Annotated in this window: 13 protein-coding genes and 1 pseudogene; 10 read left to right on the top strand and 4 right to left on the bottom strand. The window is 56.6% G+C overall.

The window, feature by feature from the left end:
• Positions 1-20 precede the first annotated feature (20 nt).
• On the bottom strand, positions 21-542 hold the full coding sequence (gene zur / locus AC6I8P_RS17735; RefSeq protein WP_088515725.1) for a zinc uptake transcriptional repressor Zur: 522 nt from the start codon (positions 540-542) through the stop codon (positions 21-23).
• A 448-nt stretch (positions 543-990) separates the two neighbouring features.
• On the opposite strand from zur, the gene AC6I8P_RS17730 reads away from it, so the two are divergent.
• From AC6I8P_RS17730 to pspG, 3 genes are all read left to right on the top strand, one after another.
• Positions 991-2,238, top strand: coding sequence for a conjugal transfer protein TraF (locus AC6I8P_RS17730; protein WP_211724894.1), 1,248 nt, complete (start codon positions 991-993; stop codon positions 2,236-2,238).
• A gap of 90 nt (positions 2,239-2,328) precedes the next feature.
• The gene (gene dusA / locus AC6I8P_RS17725; RefSeq protein WP_104187837.1) at positions 2,329-3,324 is read left to right on the top strand and encodes a tRNA dihydrouridine(20/20a) synthase DusA; all 996 of its coding nucleotides are present in this window, start codon (positions 2,329-2,331) and stop codon (positions 3,322-3,324) included.
• A gap of 209 nt (positions 3,325-3,533) precedes the next feature.
• Complete coding sequence (gene pspG, locus AC6I8P_RS17720) at positions 3,534-3,800, top strand: envelope stress response protein PspG (RefSeq protein ID WP_421039931.1); 267 nt, start codon at positions 3,534-3,536, stop codon at positions 3,798-3,800.
• A gap of 191 nt (positions 3,801-3,991) precedes the next feature.
• On the opposite strand, the gene AC6I8P_RS17715 is transcribed toward pspG, so the two are convergent.
• Entirely contained in the window at positions 3,992-4,975 is a 984-nt protein-coding gene (locus tag AC6I8P_RS17715; protein WP_338670569.1) for a quinone oxidoreductase, read from the bottom strand.
• A 73-nt stretch (positions 4,976-5,048) separates the two neighbouring features.
• Here AC6I8P_RS17715 and dnaB point away from each other — a divergent pair, with 73 nt between their 5' ends.
• From dnaB to AC6I8P_RS17680, 7 genes and pseudogenes are all read left to right on the top strand, one after another.
• Positions 5,049-6,455, top strand: a complete 1,407-nt coding sequence (dnaB, locus tag AC6I8P_RS17710) for a replicative DNA helicase (RefSeq protein ID WP_021507851.1) — start codon at positions 5,049-5,051, stop codon at positions 6,453-6,455.
• A gap of 128 nt (positions 6,456-6,583) precedes the next feature.
• Complete coding sequence (locus tag AC6I8P_RS17705; RefSeq protein WP_058757562.1) at positions 6,584-7,075, top strand: Lrp/AsnC family transcriptional regulator; 492 nt, start codon at positions 6,584-6,586, stop codon at positions 7,073-7,075.
• Between the two features lie 228 nt (positions 7,076-7,303).
• Positions 7,304-7,918 (top strand): YitT family protein, encoded by a 615-nt coding sequence (locus AC6I8P_RS17700; RefSeq protein WP_021507849.1) that lies wholly within the window; start codon positions 7,304-7,306, stop codon positions 7,916-7,918.
• Between the two features lie 47 nt (positions 7,919-7,965).
• Positions 7,966-9,159 carry an amino acid aminotransferase gene (locus AC6I8P_RS17695; RefSeq protein ID WP_498030846.1) on the top strand — a complete coding sequence of 398 codons (1,194 nt, stop codon included), beginning with the start codon at positions 7,966-7,968 and terminating at the stop codon, positions 9,157-9,159.
• A 345-nt stretch (positions 9,160-9,504) separates the two neighbouring features.
• Positions 9,505-10,962 (top strand): annotated as a pseudogene (locus AC6I8P_RS17690) (catalase); the annotation flags it as partial.
• A gap of 106 nt (positions 10,963-11,068) precedes the next feature.
• The gene (locus AC6I8P_RS17685; RefSeq protein WP_021507846.1) at positions 11,069-11,485 is read left to right on the top strand and encodes a secondary thiamine-phosphate synthase enzyme YjbQ; all 417 of its coding nucleotides are present in this window, start codon (positions 11,069-11,071) and stop codon (positions 11,483-11,485) included.
• A 3-nt stretch (positions 11,486-11,488) separates the two neighbouring features.
• Positions 11,489-11,845, top strand: coding sequence for an MmcQ/YjbR family DNA-binding protein (locus AC6I8P_RS17680; protein WP_021507845.1), 357 nt, complete (start codon positions 11,489-11,491; stop codon positions 11,843-11,845).
• Here AC6I8P_RS17680 and AC6I8P_RS17675 read toward each other — a convergent pair whose 3' ends face one another.
• Together AC6I8P_RS17675 and uvrA are read right to left on the bottom strand one after the other, a co-directional pair.
• A complete protein-coding gene (locus tag AC6I8P_RS17675) occupies positions 11,846-12,910 on the bottom strand; it encodes an NAD(P)-dependent alcohol dehydrogenase (protein WP_104187843.1) in 1,065 nt (354 codons plus the stop codon).
• A 276-nt stretch (positions 12,911-13,186) separates the two neighbouring features.
• Positions 13,187-16,015, bottom strand: coding sequence for an excinuclease ABC subunit UvrA (uvrA, locus tag AC6I8P_RS17670; RefSeq protein ID WP_021507843.1), 2,829 nt, complete (start codon positions 16,013-16,015; stop codon positions 13,187-13,189).
• Between the last annotated feature and the right edge of the window lie 45 nt (positions 16,016-16,060).

Raw genomic sequence — 16,060 nt, 5'->3', positions numbered from 1 at the left:
CTGGCACACGGACGTGCCAGTTACCCTTTACGCACCTTCTTCTTACTTTCCACTTCATGATCGTGCTGACAGCTACCCGGCTGCGTGCAGGCTGCCACTTCGGCACAGTTTTCACACAGGCCGTGCGCCTCAATAACGCTATGACGTAAGGTAAAACCCGCCTGATCGGCCAACCCGGCGATGATCTTTTCCACGCCGTGCGCGTGCTTCTCACTGACGGCGGCACAGTTGTCGCACACCAGCATCACCGATGTGTGCGCCGGCTCGTCGAAATGGTGGCACACCACATAACTGTTATTTGACTCCACCCGATGAATAAATCCCTGCTCCAGCAGGAAATCCAGCGCGCGATAAATAGTTGGTGGTTTCGCCTGGGGTTCACTGATGCGCAGCTGGTCCAGCAAATCGTAAGCGCTAATGGAACCGTTCTGCTCCGCCATCAGGCGCAGCACTTCTGCGCGCTGCGTAGTGAGGCGCACGCCACGGTCAAGGCACAGAGATTCAGCCTGCGTGAGCAGTTGTTCGGGCGTGAGGTTTGGCATAAGCATTCTCCAGGTGATGGGTGATGTTATTTTATCACACAAACTTTTACGCTGCTGCCATTGCTTTTTTACCTGATATCATCCAGGAAATGTCTGTCTTTCAGCCACTTATCTGCCGCGTTGCGCCCTGGTACCTCCTTCTGTTAAGCCATGCTTTTCCTTCCTGAGTTTTTTCTCACAGGTTAACCCATCTTTTTGCTTTGCAACTCACTGACTTAGTGGCTATGGTTCAAAAGGTTTTAAGTAATTTCTGGCATCAATTTAGCTGACGTTCATATTTCTGCATAAAACAACAGCAGAATGGTGCGGGCGTGACCAATTCTGCGAATAGCAATGCTAATTCCTTTCAATTCACAGCAATAAAGCGTTAGCCAGCGTTCAGAATAGGGCTAATAAACTATTCCGTCGTAGAGACAGTCAACGACAATTAAAAGGTGATGGCAGACTCATGGTGAAGACATTATTCAGACGCAAGAAAATTGCTTATGTTGTTGGTTTTAATGCGGTATTTGTTACCTCATCAGCATTTGCTGCTGGCACCTGGTACGATGCGCGTAACGATGCCATGGGGGGAACCGGTGTCGCTTCCTCAACCTGGAGCTCGGCAGTGCTGGCTAACCCGGCATTGATGACCAAAGCGCAGCCTGAAGATAACGTCAGCATCATTTTTCCTTCAGCCGGGGTGCAGATTACTGACAAAGACAAATTAGTGGATCGCGTAGACGAAATTACTGATACGGTGGACCGCTATCGTGACGTGATCAACAACATCACGCTGCCGGAGATCATCAATGGCGCGCCTCAGGTCAGAGCCGCGGCAGGTGATATGGCCAATCAGCTGCGCGATCTGCGCGGTGATAAAGCGAATGGCACCGCAGGCGTGGCGTTAGCCGTCAGCATTCCCAACGAGACCCTTCCTTTCGCCTTCATCACCAAAGCCTACGGCACGGCGCACATCCGCGCTAACGTAGTACAGGGCGATATTGATTATCTGGATCAGGTCGCAAATGGCCGCATTCCTTTGCCGGGCGACCAAAATAATCTGCGATCCAGCGCCAACGGCCTGGCTGCGCTGATCACCGATTACGGTGTCGCAATGGCACATGAGTTCACCATCGCCGGTCACCCGGTCTCCGTTGGCGTCACGCCGAAGCTGCAGAAAACCTGGCTGTATAACTACACCGCCAGCGTTTATAACTACGACAAGAATGATATTAACGACAGCCGCTATCGCAGCACCGATACCGGTTTCAACGTCGATGCCGGTATCGCTACCGACTTCGCGGAGAACTGGACCTTCGGCGTGACCGGGCAGAACCTGGTCTCGCGCGATATCGACACCAAAGAGGTTAACGGCTATCGCGATACGTATCAGATTCGCCCACTGGTAACCACCGGACTGGCGTGGAATCGCGGACCCTTTACTCTGACCGGCGATGTCGATCTGACCGAAACCAAACGTTTTAAATCGCAGGAGAGCAGTCAGTACGCTGGCGTGGGTGGTGAATATCGCGTGCTGGACTGGCTGGCGCTGCGTGCCGGCTATCGCGCGGATATGAAGTCGAATGACACCGATGTGTTTACGGCCGGTCTCGGCGTGTCGCCGTTCAACAACGCGGTGCATCTGGACCTGGCCGGTTCGGTCGGCAAAGACAATACCTGGGGGGCCATGGTGCAGCTCGGGTTTAACTTCTGACCACACGATGACGGGCGGCTGTGTCGCCCGTCACAGCTGTGATATCATTGCGCAGTTTCTCATCACTTAACTGCGGATTTACTGCGTTTCATGACCGATACATTCTCTTCGCAACGTTTCTCCATCGCCCCAATGCTGGACTGGACCGACCGTCACTGTCGCTATTTTCACCGTCAGCTGAGCGGCGACACGCTGCTGTACACCGAAATGGTGACCACCGGGGCCATCATCCACGGCAAAGGCGACTATCTGGCCTATAGCGAGGCGGAGCATCCGCTGGCGCTGCAGCTGGGCGGTAGCGATCCGGCCGCGCTGGCAACCTGTGCAAAGCTGGCTGAAGCGCGCGGATACGATGAGATCAACCTGAACGTCGGTTGTCCGTCCGATCGGGTACAGAACGGCCGTTTTGGCGCGTGCCTGATGGGTGAGGCGGCGCTGGTCGCGGACTGTATCAAAGCGATGCGCGATGTGGTCAGCATTCCGGTCACGGTGAAAACCCGCATCGGTATTGACGACCAGGATAGCTACGCCTTCCTGTGCGATTTTGTCGGCACCGTGGCGCAGCAGGGCGGTTGTGATACGTTCATTATTCATGCGCGTAAAGCGTGGCTGTCGGGTCTCAGCCCGAAAGAGAACCGTGAAATTCCACCGCTCGATTATCCGCGTGTTTACCAGTTGAAGCGGGATTTCCCGGCGCTGACCATGGCAATCAACGGCGGCGTTAAGACGCTTGAAGAGGCCAAAGCGCATCTGCAGCACCTGGACGGCGTGATGATGGGGCGCGAGGCCTATCAAAATCCCGGCATTCTGGCGCAGGTTGATCGCCAGCTGTTTGGCCGCGAGACACCGGTGGCCGATCCGGTCGCCGTGGTGCGTTCCATGTACCCTTACATCGAAGCCGAACTGGCACAGGGCACCTATCTGGGACACATTACGCGCCACATGCTGGGCCTGTTCCAGGGCATTCCCGGCGCGCGCCAGTGGCGCCGTCACCTGAGCGAAAATGCCCACAAACCGGGCGCCGACGTCCGCGTGCTGGAAGCGGCGCTGGCGCTGGTGGCTGACCGCATCGTGCAGGAAGCCTGATGCCGCGAGCCGGCCTGGTCAGACTGGCAGGACGGTTTAAACCGCACGGTTTCATCGTGCGGTTTTTAATTCACCACCAGTTAGTCAATTTCACCAAATCAACGTCCCCTCTGTCCTGCATCTAAGCGATAATTCAATGGCTTAGCGATCGTTACGACCTGGCACGTATCTTGTAATACCTTCTGCATTACTGATACAGGAGAGCGCTCGTGGAAATATTATTTGTTATCGGCTTTTTTATGATGCTGCTGCTGACAGGCGTATCGCTGCTGGGCGTGATCGCCGCGCTGCTGGTGGCCACCGTGGTGATGTTTCTCGGCGGGCTGTTTGCGCTTGTTATAAAATTGTTGCCGTGGCTGGTGCTGGCGGTGGTTGCCGTGTGGCTGTATCGCGCATTTACCACGCCGCAGGGAGAGATGAAGCTTAACCGGCTGAAAAGGAAAATCAGCGACTTAGAGAAGAGAAGCTGGCGTTAAATGCGGTTACGATCACAGAGTTGGTGATTGCTTAGTACGAATTCGCAATTAAACATATTTTTTACTTATGTTTTCTGTCAGGATAGGTAAAGAAATTCAGACGAATTCATCGCCGCTGTCCCTACACCAGCGCGAACTATAAAAAAGAAAGAAAAGGGCTTCCTTCGGGAAGCCCTTCATCATTTCTGCTATCAGGGAATCAACAGGCTGGAACCCTGAGTGGCACGACTCTCCAGCACCTGATGCGCACGCACTGCATCGCTCAGGGCAAATTTCTGCTGCTCCGGCACGTTAAGCTGAATAGCGCGGCTGGCGATAAGCGAAAACAGTTCGCCGCTGGCGCGATCGAGCTCTTCACGGTTGGTGATATAGCCAAACAGGGATGGGCGGGTGACAAACAGCGAGCCTTTCTTGTTGAGAATGCCGAGGTCAACGCCGGTCACCGGGCCGGAGGCATTACCAAAGCTCACCATCAGGCCGTGGCGGCGCAGGCTGTCGAGGGAGGGTTCCCAGGTATCTTTGCCCACTGAGTCGTACACTACCGCCACTTTTTCACCGTTGGTCAGTTCGCTGACGCGCTGGGCGATATCCTCTTCGCGATAATTGATGGTGGCCCAGGCACCGGCATCTTTGGCGATCTGCGCTTTCTCCGCAGAACCGACGGTGCCAATCAAATGCGCGCCCAGCGCTTTCGCCCACTGGCAGGCAATCAGGCCCACGCCGCCCGCGGCGGCATGAAACAGGAAAATTTCATCGGCTTTTACTTTGTACGTTTGACGCAGCAGATACTGCACCGTCAGGCCCTTGAGGAAAGAGGCCGCAGCCTGCTCAAAGCTGATGCTGTCCGGCAGAATCACCAGCCGATCTTCTGCCACATTGTGCAGCTCGCTGTAGGCACCCAGCGCGGCCTGGCAATACACCACGCGATCGCCCGGCTTGAAACGCGAAACCGCGCTGCCCACTTTTTTCACGATGCCTGCCGCTTCAGTGCCCAGGCCGGACGGCAGCGAGGAGACCGGATACAATCCGCTGCGCACGTAGGTATCGATGTAGTTAATACCAATCGCCTTGTTCTCCACCTGAACTTCATGCTCGGCGGGATCGGCTGGTGTGAAATCGACCCATTGCAATACTTCCGGGCCGCCGTGCTGGTTGAACTGAATTCGCTTTGCCATTCTGACTCCTGTGATTGTTCATCCTGGGACGGTATACTTGCGCGTCCCTTTCACGATCGGTAATGCATTCACTATGGCAGGAAATAAACCCACCAACAAATCGAACGAACCCCGCGATCGGCAGCTCGAAGGCGTGAAAATGCCGCCGCACTCTCTCGAAGCGGAGCAGTCGGTGCTCGGTGGGTTGATGCTGGATAACGAACGCTGGGATAACGTCTCCGAGCGCGTGGTCGCGGAAGACTTCTTCAACCGCTCGCACCGCATGATTTTCTCCGAAATGCAGCGCCTGCTGGAAGCCGGTCAGCCTATCGATCTGATCACCCTGTCAGAGTCGCTGGAAACGCGTGGCGAGCTGGAGATGGCGGGCGGCTTTGCCTATCTGGCCGAGCTGGCAAAAAATACCCCAAGTGCGGCAAACCTCGGTGCTTACGCCGACATCGTGCGTGAACGTGCGGTAGTGCGTGAGATGATTTCGGTGGCCAATCAGATCGCTGACGCCGGTTACGATCCCCAGGGCCGCAGCAGCGAAGAGCTGCTGGATTTCGCTGAATCCAACGTCTTTAAAATTGCCGAACAGCGCGCCAATAAGGATGAAGGTCCGCAAAATATCGAGCAGATTCTCGAAGCGACGGTATCGCGCATTGAAGCGCTGGTGTCAACGCCGCACGATGGCGTGACTGGCGTCGATACCGGCTATCAGGATCTCAACAAGAAAACCGCCGGTCTGCAGGGCTCAGATCTGATCATTGTCGCGGCGCGTCCATCGATGGGTAAAACCACTTTCGCCATGAATCTGTGCGAAAACGCCGCCATGCTGACAGACAAACCGGTGCTGATTTTCAGTCTCGAGATGCCCAGCGAACAGCTGATGATGCGTATGCTGGCCTCGCTGTCGCGCGTTGATCAGACGCGTATCCGTACCGGTCAGCTGGAGGATGAAGACTGGGCGCGCATCTCGGCCACCATGGGCATCCTGTTAGAAAAGAAGAACATGTTCATCGATGACTCGTCCGGCCTGACGCCAACCGAAGTGCGTTCACGCGCGCGCCGCGTGTTCCGTGAAAACGGCGGCCTGAGCATGATCATGATCGACTACCTGCAGCTGATGCGCGTACCGGCGCTCTCCGACAACCGCACGCTGGAGATCGCCGAGATCTCACGCTCGCTTAAAGCGCTGGCGAAAGAGCTTAATGTACCGGTGGTGGCGCTGTCGCAGCTTAACCGCTCGCTGGAGCAGCGCGCCGATAAGCGTCCGGTTAACTCGGATCTGCGTGAATCGGGCTCGATCGAGCAGGATGCGGACCTGATCATGTTCATCTATCGTGACGAGGTATATCACGAAAACAGCGATCTGAAAGGCATCGCCGAGATCATCATCGGTAAACAGCGTAACGGTCCGATCGGCACAGTACGTCTGACGTTCAACGGCCAGTGGTCACGCTTTGATAACTACGCCGGACCGCAATACGACGACGAATAATCGCGCTTCCACAGTTGCATGCACGATTTGTGCATGCATTTCACGTCATCAGAAAATAGTGTTGGACAACCTCGTCAATTATCAGGTTATCTGTAGCAAAGCGAATCCTATAACGCTGTGGACACAGAATGACTCAGGTAGACGATTACGACCTTAAGATACTGACACTACTACAATCTAACGGCCGCCTTACCAACCAGGAACTCAGTGATTTAGTCGGACTTTCGGCGTCGCAATGTTCACGCCGGCGCATTAATCTCGAACAGGCAAATCTTATTCTCGGCTATCACGCGCGGCTCTCGCCGGACGCGGTAGGGCTGGGCATGGTCGGCTTGATCGAGGTGCGACTAAAAAATCACACGCCCGATTACGAAGAGAGTTTTCACCGCATGGTGGAGCAGGAAGCGGCGATTGTCGACGCGTTCAAAACCACCGGTGACGCCGACTATTTGTTAAAAGTCGCGGTGGCCGATTTAGCGGCGCTGAGCGCGCTGATCAGTCAGCTCGTCGCTGGCCATCAAAGCGTGGCGCATGTGAAAACCTCGGTGGTACTCAACCGTTTAAAAGAGAACGGCTTGATGATGATCCCCGAGCACAAAGTGCGCCAAAAGAGTGCATGATGTGCCAGTGTGGTGCAGATTTGTGCCGTTTTTCGCGCAAAGCGCGCACCAGAAACCGAATTTGTGCATGAATCGATTATTTTACAGCAAATTGATGCACATAAACCTGCAATAAAGCGCCTTAGTTATCAATTGGATAATCGCTGGCACCCATCGGCGGCGACAGGAAGCCGCCGATGTGGTGCGTTTTTTGCAAATGAACGCCATCATTTGCAAAGAGATCGCGCCATGGATAACGCTGTACAACCTTCCCGCATTCCCCACACCCGTACAGAAGATGCGCTGGCTATCGTGCTTGGCACGCTGATGGTGTCGTTTGGCGTCATTTTGCTGAAACAGGCGGGCGCGCTGACCGGCGGTACGGCGGGCGTGGCTTTTCTCATCAGCTACCTGTCGCCGCTCTCGTTCGGCAGCGCCTTCTTTCTGATTAACCTGCCGTTTTACTGGCTGGCCATTCGTCGCATGGGCTGGGAATTTACCCTGAAAACCTTCTGTGCGGTGGGGCTGGTATCGCTGTTCACCCATTTGCACCCGCTGTTTATCCATTTTTCTGCGCTAAATCCGTTTTATGCGACATTGTTCGGTAACGTGGTGATGGGGATTGGGTTTATAGTGTTGTTTCGTCACAAAGCCAGCCTCGGTGGTATCAATATTCTGGCGCTCTGGCTGCAGGATCGCTCTGGTCTGCGCGCCGGCAAACTGCAAATGGCGCTGGATACCTGTGTGGTACTGGCCTCGCTTTTTGTGGTATCGCTGCCGATGCTGCTGGCCTCCATCGCCGGCGCGGTGATGCTCAATCTCATCATCGCCATGAATCACCGTCCCGGCCGCTATTTTGTTTGATGACGTCGACCCACACACATTTATGAATAATCATGGAGATCTGCACCGTGTTTCAAAACGTTGATGCCTATGCTGGCGATCCGATTCTGTCGCTGATGGAAACCTTCAAACAGGACCCGCGTGACCACAAGGTGAATCTGAGCATCGGCCTCTATTACAACGAAGCCGGCATCATTCCTCAGCTGCAGGCGGTGGCCGCCGCGGAAGAGCGTTTGCAGGCGCAGCCACATCAGGCTTCGCTCTATCTGCCAATGGAAGGGCTGGGTCCGTACCGTAACGCCATTGCGCCGCTGCTGTTTGGTAAAGAGCACCCGATGCTGCAGGCGGGGCGCATTGCTTCCATCCAGACGCTGGGCGGATCCGGCGCGCTGAAAGTGGGCGCAGATTTCCTGAAGCGTTACTTCCCGGACGCCAGCGTATGGGTCAGCGATCCGACATGGGAAAACCATGTGGCGATCTTTAACGGTGCCGGTTTTAACGTTAACACCTACCCGTGGTACGATGACGCCACCAACGGCGTGAAGTTCGATGCCTTCATCGCCAAACTGAAAACGCTGCCGAAGCAATCCATCGTGTTGCTGCATCCGTGCTGCCACAACCCGACCGGTGCGGATCTGACCAACGCGCAGTGGGATCAAACCGTTGAGGTCCTGAAAGCGCAGGAGCTGATTCCGTTCCTCGATATCGCCTACCAGGGCTTTGGTGCCGGTATGGAAGAGGACGCTTACGCGATTCGCGTGATTGCCGCGGCGGGCCTGCCGGCGCTGGTGAGCAACTCCTTCTCAAAAATCTTCTCGCTGTACGGTGAGCGCGTTGGCGGCCTGTCGATTGTCTGCGACAGCGCAGAAGAGTCGGCACGCGTGCTGGGTCAGCTGAAAGCGACCGTACGTCGCAACTACTCCAGCCCGCCGAACTTCGGTGCTCAGGTGGTTTCCTGCGTGCTGAACGACGAAGCGCTGCTCAACAACTGGCTGGCGGAAGTGGAAGCGATGCGCCTGCGCATCATCGAAATGCGCCAGGTGCTGGTCAATGTGCTGAACAGTAAACTGCCCGGCAAAAACTTTGATTATCTGCTGAAGCAGCGCGGCATGTTCAGCTACACCGGCCTGAGCGCGCAGCAGGTAGATCGCCTGCGCGATGAGTTCGGCGTGTACCTGATCGCCAGCGGCCGTATGTGCGTTGCCGGCCTCAACAGCCGTAACGTCAATCAGGTGGCCGAAGCCTTTGCTGCCGTAATGTAACCGACGCGGTGCCTGTCAGCCCGCGGCTGGCAGGCACTCGTTCAGCCATCCACACATTGTCTGTTCCCGCTGTACCTTCTGCCGCACCCCGCTTTTCCACGCTTCTCTTTGCCGGCGATGCTGGCTGACGGCCGCATTCCGCATGGCTATAACACCTTAACCCCGGGTAATCGGGACGGGTCTTGTGTGTTCCTGTTAGTGAGGGCGCTATTTTTTGCCGGCGCGCTTTGGCGCACTGCCAGAGCGCTCGCCAATCACAATAAGGAACCGCCCATGAGCTATTTCCCCTCCGCACTGAAACCCCTCTGCATTGCCATGACGCTGGCGCTCGCACTGCCTGCTGCGGCCGTTGAGCTGACGCGTGATAACGGCGCGCCGGTCGGCGATAACCAGAATTCACAAACTGCCGGCGCCAATGGCCCGGTGCTGTTACAGGACGTGCAGCTGATTCAAAAGCTGCAGCGCTTTGATCGTGAACGTATTCCGGAACGTGTGGTGCACGCGCGTGGCACCGGCGCGCACGGTGAATTTCGCGCCAGCAAAGATATCAGCGATCTGACTATCGCTGAGGTGTTTAAGCCGGGAACGGTGACGCCGGTCTTTGTGCGCTTTTCCAGCGTGGTGCACAGCAAGCATTCGCCGGAAACGCTGCGCGATCCGCGTGGTTTTGCCACCAAATTCTATACCAGCCAGGGCAACTGGGATCTGGTGGGCAACAACCTGCCGGTGTTCTTCATCCGCGATGCGATCAAGTTCCCTGATATGGTGCACGCGTTTAAACCGGATCCGCGCACTAACCTCGATAACGATGCGCGCACCTTCGATTTCTTCTCCCACGTGCCGGAAGCCACGCACGCGCTCACCATGCTGTTCTCCAACATGGGCACGCCGGCGAGCTATCGCGAAATGGACGGTAACAGCGTGCACGCCTACAAGTTTGTGAACAGCCAGGGCGAAGTGCACTACGTGAAGTTTCACTGGAAGACGCTACAGGGCGAACGCAACCTCGATCCGGCTGAATCGGCAGCGATCCAGGGTCGCAGCTACAGCCACATGACTGAAGATCTGGTGGCGGCGATTAACCGCAAAGCGTTTCCGAAGTGGGATCTCTACATTCAGACCATTAAAGCCAGCGAACTGGATAAGTTCGATTTCAATCCGCTCGACTCCACCAAAATCTGGCCGAACGTGCCAGAGGTGAAAATCGGGCAGATGGTGCTGAATCGCAACGTCGACAACTTCTTCCAGCAAACCGAGCAGGTGGCGATGGCGCCGTCCAATCTGGTGCCGGGCATTGAGCCGTCTGAAGATCGCCTGCTGCAGGGCCGCCTGTTCTCTTATGCTGATACCCAGCTGTACCGCGTGGGCGCGAATGGCCTTAGCCTGCCGGTCAACGCGCCGCGCGTACCGGTCAGCAACGGCAATCAGGATGGCCTGATGGACAGCGGTAACGCCGATGACAAGGGCGTTAATTACCAGCCAAGCCGCATCTATCCGCGTGAAGAGCTGCAAAGCGCGCGTTACAGCCATACGCCGCTTAGTGGCAGTACGCAGCAGGCGATGATCGCCAAACCGCAGAATTTCCGCCAGGCAGGGGAACTGTATCGTTCCTTTAACGCAAAAGAGCGGGGCGATCTGATCACCTCGCTCGGTGGCGCGCTGAAAAGCGCCGACGCGCAAAGCCGGCTGGCGATGCTCTCGTTCTTTTATAAGGCCGATAGCGAGTACGGCACGCGTCTGGCGGCGGTAACGCAGGACGATATCACCACGGTAAAAGCGCTGGCTGACAAGCTGAGCGACTGATGTGCCGGCGGCAGAGCAAGCGCTCTGCCGCTTTTTCCCGCTGAAGGGTTTACCTTTCGCCGACATGCTGCACACTTAAGTAAACGGTTTAACCCAGGAATGTGGCATGTGGCAGCAACAAACTCTCACGCTGAGCGCGAAGGCGCGCGGCTTTCATCTGATCACCGACGAGATTGTCGGCCAGCTTAATGGCTTAACGGACCTGCGCATCGGCCAGCTGCATCTGCTGTTGCAGCACACCTCAGCGTCGCTGACGCTCAATGAAAATTGCGATCCTACGGTGCGCAGCGACATGGAGCAGCACTTTTTGCGGCACGTTCCAGAGGACGCGCCCTATCAGCACGACTATGAAGGCGCTGACGACATGCCGGCGCACATCAAATCGTCACTGCTTGGCGTATCGCTGCTGATCCCGGTCAGCCGCGGCAAACTGCTGCTCGGCACCTGGCAGGGGATCTGGCTGGGCGAACATCGGGTACACGGCGGCGCGCGGCGCATCGTCGCCACCTTACAAGGGGAATAAAACATGAACACGTCGGATTTACTGACCTACTGCATGAGCAAACCGGGCGCTTCACAAAGTTATAAAGATGAGTGGGACGCAACCCAGGTGAAAAGCGATGGCGTGCTGTTTGCCATGGTGCATGACGTTGAAGGGCGACCGGCGTTGTCGCTGAAGACCTCGCCCGCGCTGGCGGAGTTGTTGCGCGATGAACACCACGATGTGTTTCCAAGTGAACATCTCAATAAGTCGCACTGGAGCACGCTGTGGCTGGATGGATCGCTGAAGGATTCGCAGATTTATTATCTGGTTGATGCATCGTGGCAACAGGCTGACGCCACGCGCGCGGCGGGCGTCAGCCATGATGATGAGACGCGCTGATTAAGCCGCAGACTCTTCACGCAGGGTGTTGATATCAATCACGAAGCGATACTTCACGTCGCTTTTCAGCATGCGCTCGTAGGCGTCGTTGATTTGGTTCATGGCGATCAGCTCGATATCCGAAGTGATGCCGTGCTTGCCGCAGAAATCCAGCATCTCCTGGGTTTCAGCGATACCGCCAATCAGTGAACCGGCAATGCTGCGACGCTTGAGGATCAGGTTAAACACCTGCGGTGCCGGGTGATCGTGCTCCGGCGCGCCGACCAGCGTCATGTTGCCGTCGCGCTTCAGCAGGGCGATAAACGGGTTGAGATCGTGCTGCGCGGCGACGGTATTTAAGATGAAGTCGAAGCTGTTGGCGTGCTGCGCCATCTGGTCAGCATCTTTCGAAATCACCACTTCGTCAGCGCCGAGGCGTTTGCCATCTTCAATTTTTGATGGTGAAGTGGTGAACAGCACCACGTGCGCGCCCATCGCATGCGCGATCTTCACCCCCATATGGCCGAGGCCGCCCAGACCAACGATACCGACTTTTTTGCCGGGACCGACATTCCAGTGACGCAGCGGGGAATAGGTGGTGATACCGGCGCACAGCAGCGGCGCAACGCCCGCCAGATCGAGGTTTTCCGGTACGCGCAGCACAAAGCTTTCATCAACCACCATGCTGGTGGAGTAGCCGCCGTAGGTGATGGCGCCGGTTTCACGATCCTGGCCGTTGTAAGTGCCAACAAAGCCGTTTTCACAGTACTGCTCGAGTCCTTCCTGACAGCTTGGGCAGCTGCGGCAGGAGTCGACCATACAGCCGACGCCGACTAAATCGCCCACTTTATATTTGTGCGTGTGCGCGCCAACGGCGGTGACGCGACCCACGATTTCATGGCCTGGCACCACCGGGAATACGGTGTTGCGCCATTCGTTGCGCGCCTGGTGCAGGTCCGAGTGGCAGACGCCACAGTACAACACTTCAATCTGCACATCATGAGCGCGCAGTTCGCGCGGCTTATAATCGAACGGGGCGAGTTTGGCTTTCGCGTCCTGTGCGGCATAGGCATGCGTAATATTCATGGTGTCTCCAGTCAGATGTGTCGTGAGTATTTTTTGCGAGGGGTCCGTTCAGTGATGACACTGAAGGACAGAGGCGCGTCAGCGGCGCCAAAAAGGAACGCAGTAAGAATAGTCAGCGGGACGCGATGCGTATATGCCTGAAGTTGTCTGTTTCTTGCCTGTTTCTGCATTTGCTAAGGCATTCAGACAATCGCACCGGCTGGTAAGCAACCGGAGCGGTGAGCCGCGGCGAGATCAGAAAAAACGCGCCGCAACAGCGGGTGCGGCGCGTTAAACCTACTTTTTCAGCATCGGCTTGAGGAAGCGTGCAGTATGCGATTTTTCGCACTGTGCCACGGTTTCCGGCGTGCCGGCCACCAGGATTTCACCACCGCCGCTGCCGCCTTCCGGACCGAGATCGACAATCCAGTCAGCGGTTTTGATCACGTCGAGGTTGTGCTCAATGACCACGATGGTATTGCCCTGATCGCGCAGTTGATGCAGCACTTCCAGCAGCTGCTGGATGTCGGCAAAATGCAGGCCGGTGGTCGGTTCATCTAGAATGTACAGCGTCTGACCGGTGCCGCGCTTCGACAGCTCACGCGCCAGCTTAACGCGCTGCGCTTCACCGCCGGACAGCGTGGTTGCCGACTGGCCAAGACGAATGTACGACAGACCGACATCAATCAGCGTCTGCAGCTTACGCGCCAGTGCAGGTACCGCATCAAAGAACTCACGCGCCTCTTCGATGGTCATCTCCAGCACTTCGTGAATGCTCTTGCCTTTGTATTTAATCTCCAGCGTTTCGCGGTTATAGCGTTTGCCTTTGCACTGATCGCACGGTACATAAATGTCCGGCAGGAAGTGCATTTCGACCTTAATCACGCCGTCGCCCTGACAGGCTTCACAGCGGCCGCCGCGCACGTTAAAGCTGAAGCGGCCCGGATTGTAGCCACGCGAACGCGCTTCCGGCACGCCGGCAAACAGTTCACGCACCGGGGTAAAAATCCCGGTGTAAGTGGCCGGGTTTGAGCGCGGGGTCCGGCCGATCGGGCTCTGATCGATGTCGATCACTTTATCGAAATGCTCCAGCCCGGCGATCTCGCGATACGGTGCAGCTTCACCGCTGGTAGCACCATTCAGCTGGCGCTGCGCAATCGGGAACAGCGTATCGTTAATCAGCGTTGATTTGCCGGAACCGGACACGCCGGTGATACAGGTAAACAGCCCAACCGGAACCGTCAGCGTGACATCCTTCAGGTTATTACCACGCGCGCCGCTCAGTTTCAGTACTTTGGACGGATCGCCTTTCACCCGCTCTGCCGGCACCGCGATTTCACGCTTGCCGCTGAGGAACTGACCGGTGAGAGAATCTTCGTGCGCCATGATGGCATGCACATCGCCCTCGGCTACCACCTGGCCGCCGTGCACGCCAGCGCCCGGACCGATATCGATAATATGGTCAGCGGCGCGAATCGCGTCTTCATCATGCTCAACCACGATCACGGTATTACCGAGATCGCGCAGGTGAATCAGCGTCGACAGCAGGCGCTCGTTGTCGCGCTGATGCAGTCCGATGGACGGTTCATCCAGTACGTACATGACGCCAACCAGACCGGCACCAATCTGGCTCGCCAGACGAATACGCTGTGCTTCACCGCCGGACAGCGTTTCCGCTGAACGCGACATCGACAGATAATTCAGGCCGACGTTGACCAGGAAGCTCAGACGGTCACCAATTTCCTTCAGCACTTTCTCGGCGATTTTGGCGCGCTGACCGCTCAGCTTCAGATTGCGGAAGAAGTCCATGGCGTGGCCGATGCTCATATCCGAGATGGTCGGCAGGTTGGTGTCTTCCACGAACACATGGCGCGCTTCACGACGCAGGCGCGTCCCTTCACAGCTGGCGCAGGCGCGGTTGCTGATAAACTTCGCCAGCTCTTCGCGCACCGCGTTGGATTCCGTCTCTTTGTAGCGGCGCTCCATGTTATGCAGCACGCCTTCGAACGGATGACGACGCACCGAGGTATCGCCGCGATCGTTGATATATTTGAACTCAATGTTCTCTTTGCCGGAGCCGTACAGAATCACTTCGCGCGCTTTGTCGCTCAGGCTATTGAACGGCGCTTCGACATCGAAATCCAGATGTTCCGCCAGCGAGCGCAGCATCTGGAAATAGTAGAAGTTACGGCGATCCCAGCCGCGAATGGCGCCACCGGCCAGCGACAGCTCCGGATTTTGAACCACGCGATCGGGATCGAAATATTGCTGAACGCCGAGGCCGTCACAGGTCGGGCAGGCACCGGCCGGGTTGTTGAATGAGAACAGGCGCGGCTCCAGCTCACGCATGCTGTAACCGCACACCGGGCAGGCAAAGTTAGCCGAGAACAGCATCTCTTCGGTATCGGGATCGTCCATATCCGCGACGATCGCTGTGCCGCCACTCAGTTCCAGCGTCGTTTCAAAGGATTCGGCCAGACGCGTCGCCAGATCGTCACGCACGCGGAAACGATCGATCACCACCTCAATGGTGTGTTTCTTCTGCAGCTCCAGCTTGGGTGGATCCGACAAATCGCACACTTCGCCATCGATACGTGCGCGGATGTAGCCCTGCGCCGCCAGATTTTCCAGCGTTTTGGTGTGCTCGCCTTTGCGATCTTTTACCACCGGTGCCAGCAGCATCAGGCGCCGACCCTCTTCCTGCGCCAGGACCTGATCGACCATCTGGCTGACGGTTTGTGCCGCCAGCGTGACGTTATGATCCGGACAGCGCGGCTCACCCACGCGGGCAAACAGCAGACGCAGGTAGTCATGAATTTCAGTGATGGTGCCGACGGTCGAGCGCGGGTTGTGCGACGTCGATTTCTGCTCAATGGAAATGGCAGGCGACAGCCCCTCAATGTGGTCTACGTCCGGTTTCTCCATTAAGGAAAGAAACTGGCGCGCATAGGCAGAAAGCGATTCAACATAGCGGCGCTGGCCTTCGGCATACAGCGTATCAAACGCCAGCGAAGACTTACCGGAACCCGACAGACCGGTCACTACAATGAGCTTGTCGCGTGGGATGATCAGGTTGATATTCTTCAAATTATGGGTGCGAGCACCGCGGACTTCAATCTTATCCATTCACCTTTCCCGGATTAGGCAACGCTCGCCATGCCTTGCCAGCAC

Source organism: gamma proteobacterium symbiont of Lampromicra miyakona, from assembly GCF_059730895.1.
The sequence above is the reverse complement of the archived record's forward strand: the minus strand, read 5'-3'. Positions and strand labels throughout refer to the sequence as shown.

Coding starts and splice junctions, on each gene's coding strand:
- zur (WP_088515725.1), bottom strand. CDS start 542: ATGCCAAACCTCACGCCCGAACAACTGCTCACGCAGGCTGAATCTCTG.
- AC6I8P_RS17730 (WP_211724894.1), top strand. CDS start 991: ATGGTGAAGACATTATTCAGACGCAAGAAAATTGCTTATGTTGTTGGT.
- dusA (WP_104187837.1), top strand. CDS start 2,329: ATGACCGATACATTCTCTTCGCAACGTTTCTCCATCGCCCCAATGCTG.
- AC6I8P_RS17715 (WP_338670569.1), bottom strand. CDS start 4,975: ATGGCAAAGCGAATTCAGTTCAACCAGCACGGCGGCCCGGAAGTATTG.
- dnaB (WP_021507851.1), top strand. CDS start 5,049: ATGGCAGGAAATAAACCCACCAACAAATCGAACGAACCCCGCGATCGG.
- AC6I8P_RS17705 (WP_058757562.1), top strand. CDS start 6,584: ATGACTCAGGTAGACGATTACGACCTTAAGATACTGACACTACTACAA.
- AC6I8P_RS17700 (WP_021507849.1), top strand. CDS start 7,304: ATGGATAACGCTGTACAACCTTCCCGCATTCCCCACACCCGTACAGAA.
- AC6I8P_RS17685 (WP_021507846.1), top strand. CDS start 11,069: ATGTGGCAGCAACAAACTCTCACGCTGAGCGCGAAGGCGCGCGGCTTT.
- AC6I8P_RS17680 (WP_021507845.1), top strand. CDS start 11,489: ATGAACACGTCGGATTTACTGACCTACTGCATGAGCAAACCGGGCGCT.
- AC6I8P_RS17675 (WP_104187843.1), bottom strand. CDS start 12,910: ATGAATATTACGCATGCCTATGCCGCACAGGACGCGAAAGCCAAACTC.
- uvrA (WP_021507843.1), bottom strand. CDS start 16,015: ATGGATAAGATTGAAGTCCGCGGTGCTCGCACCCATAATTTGAAGAAT.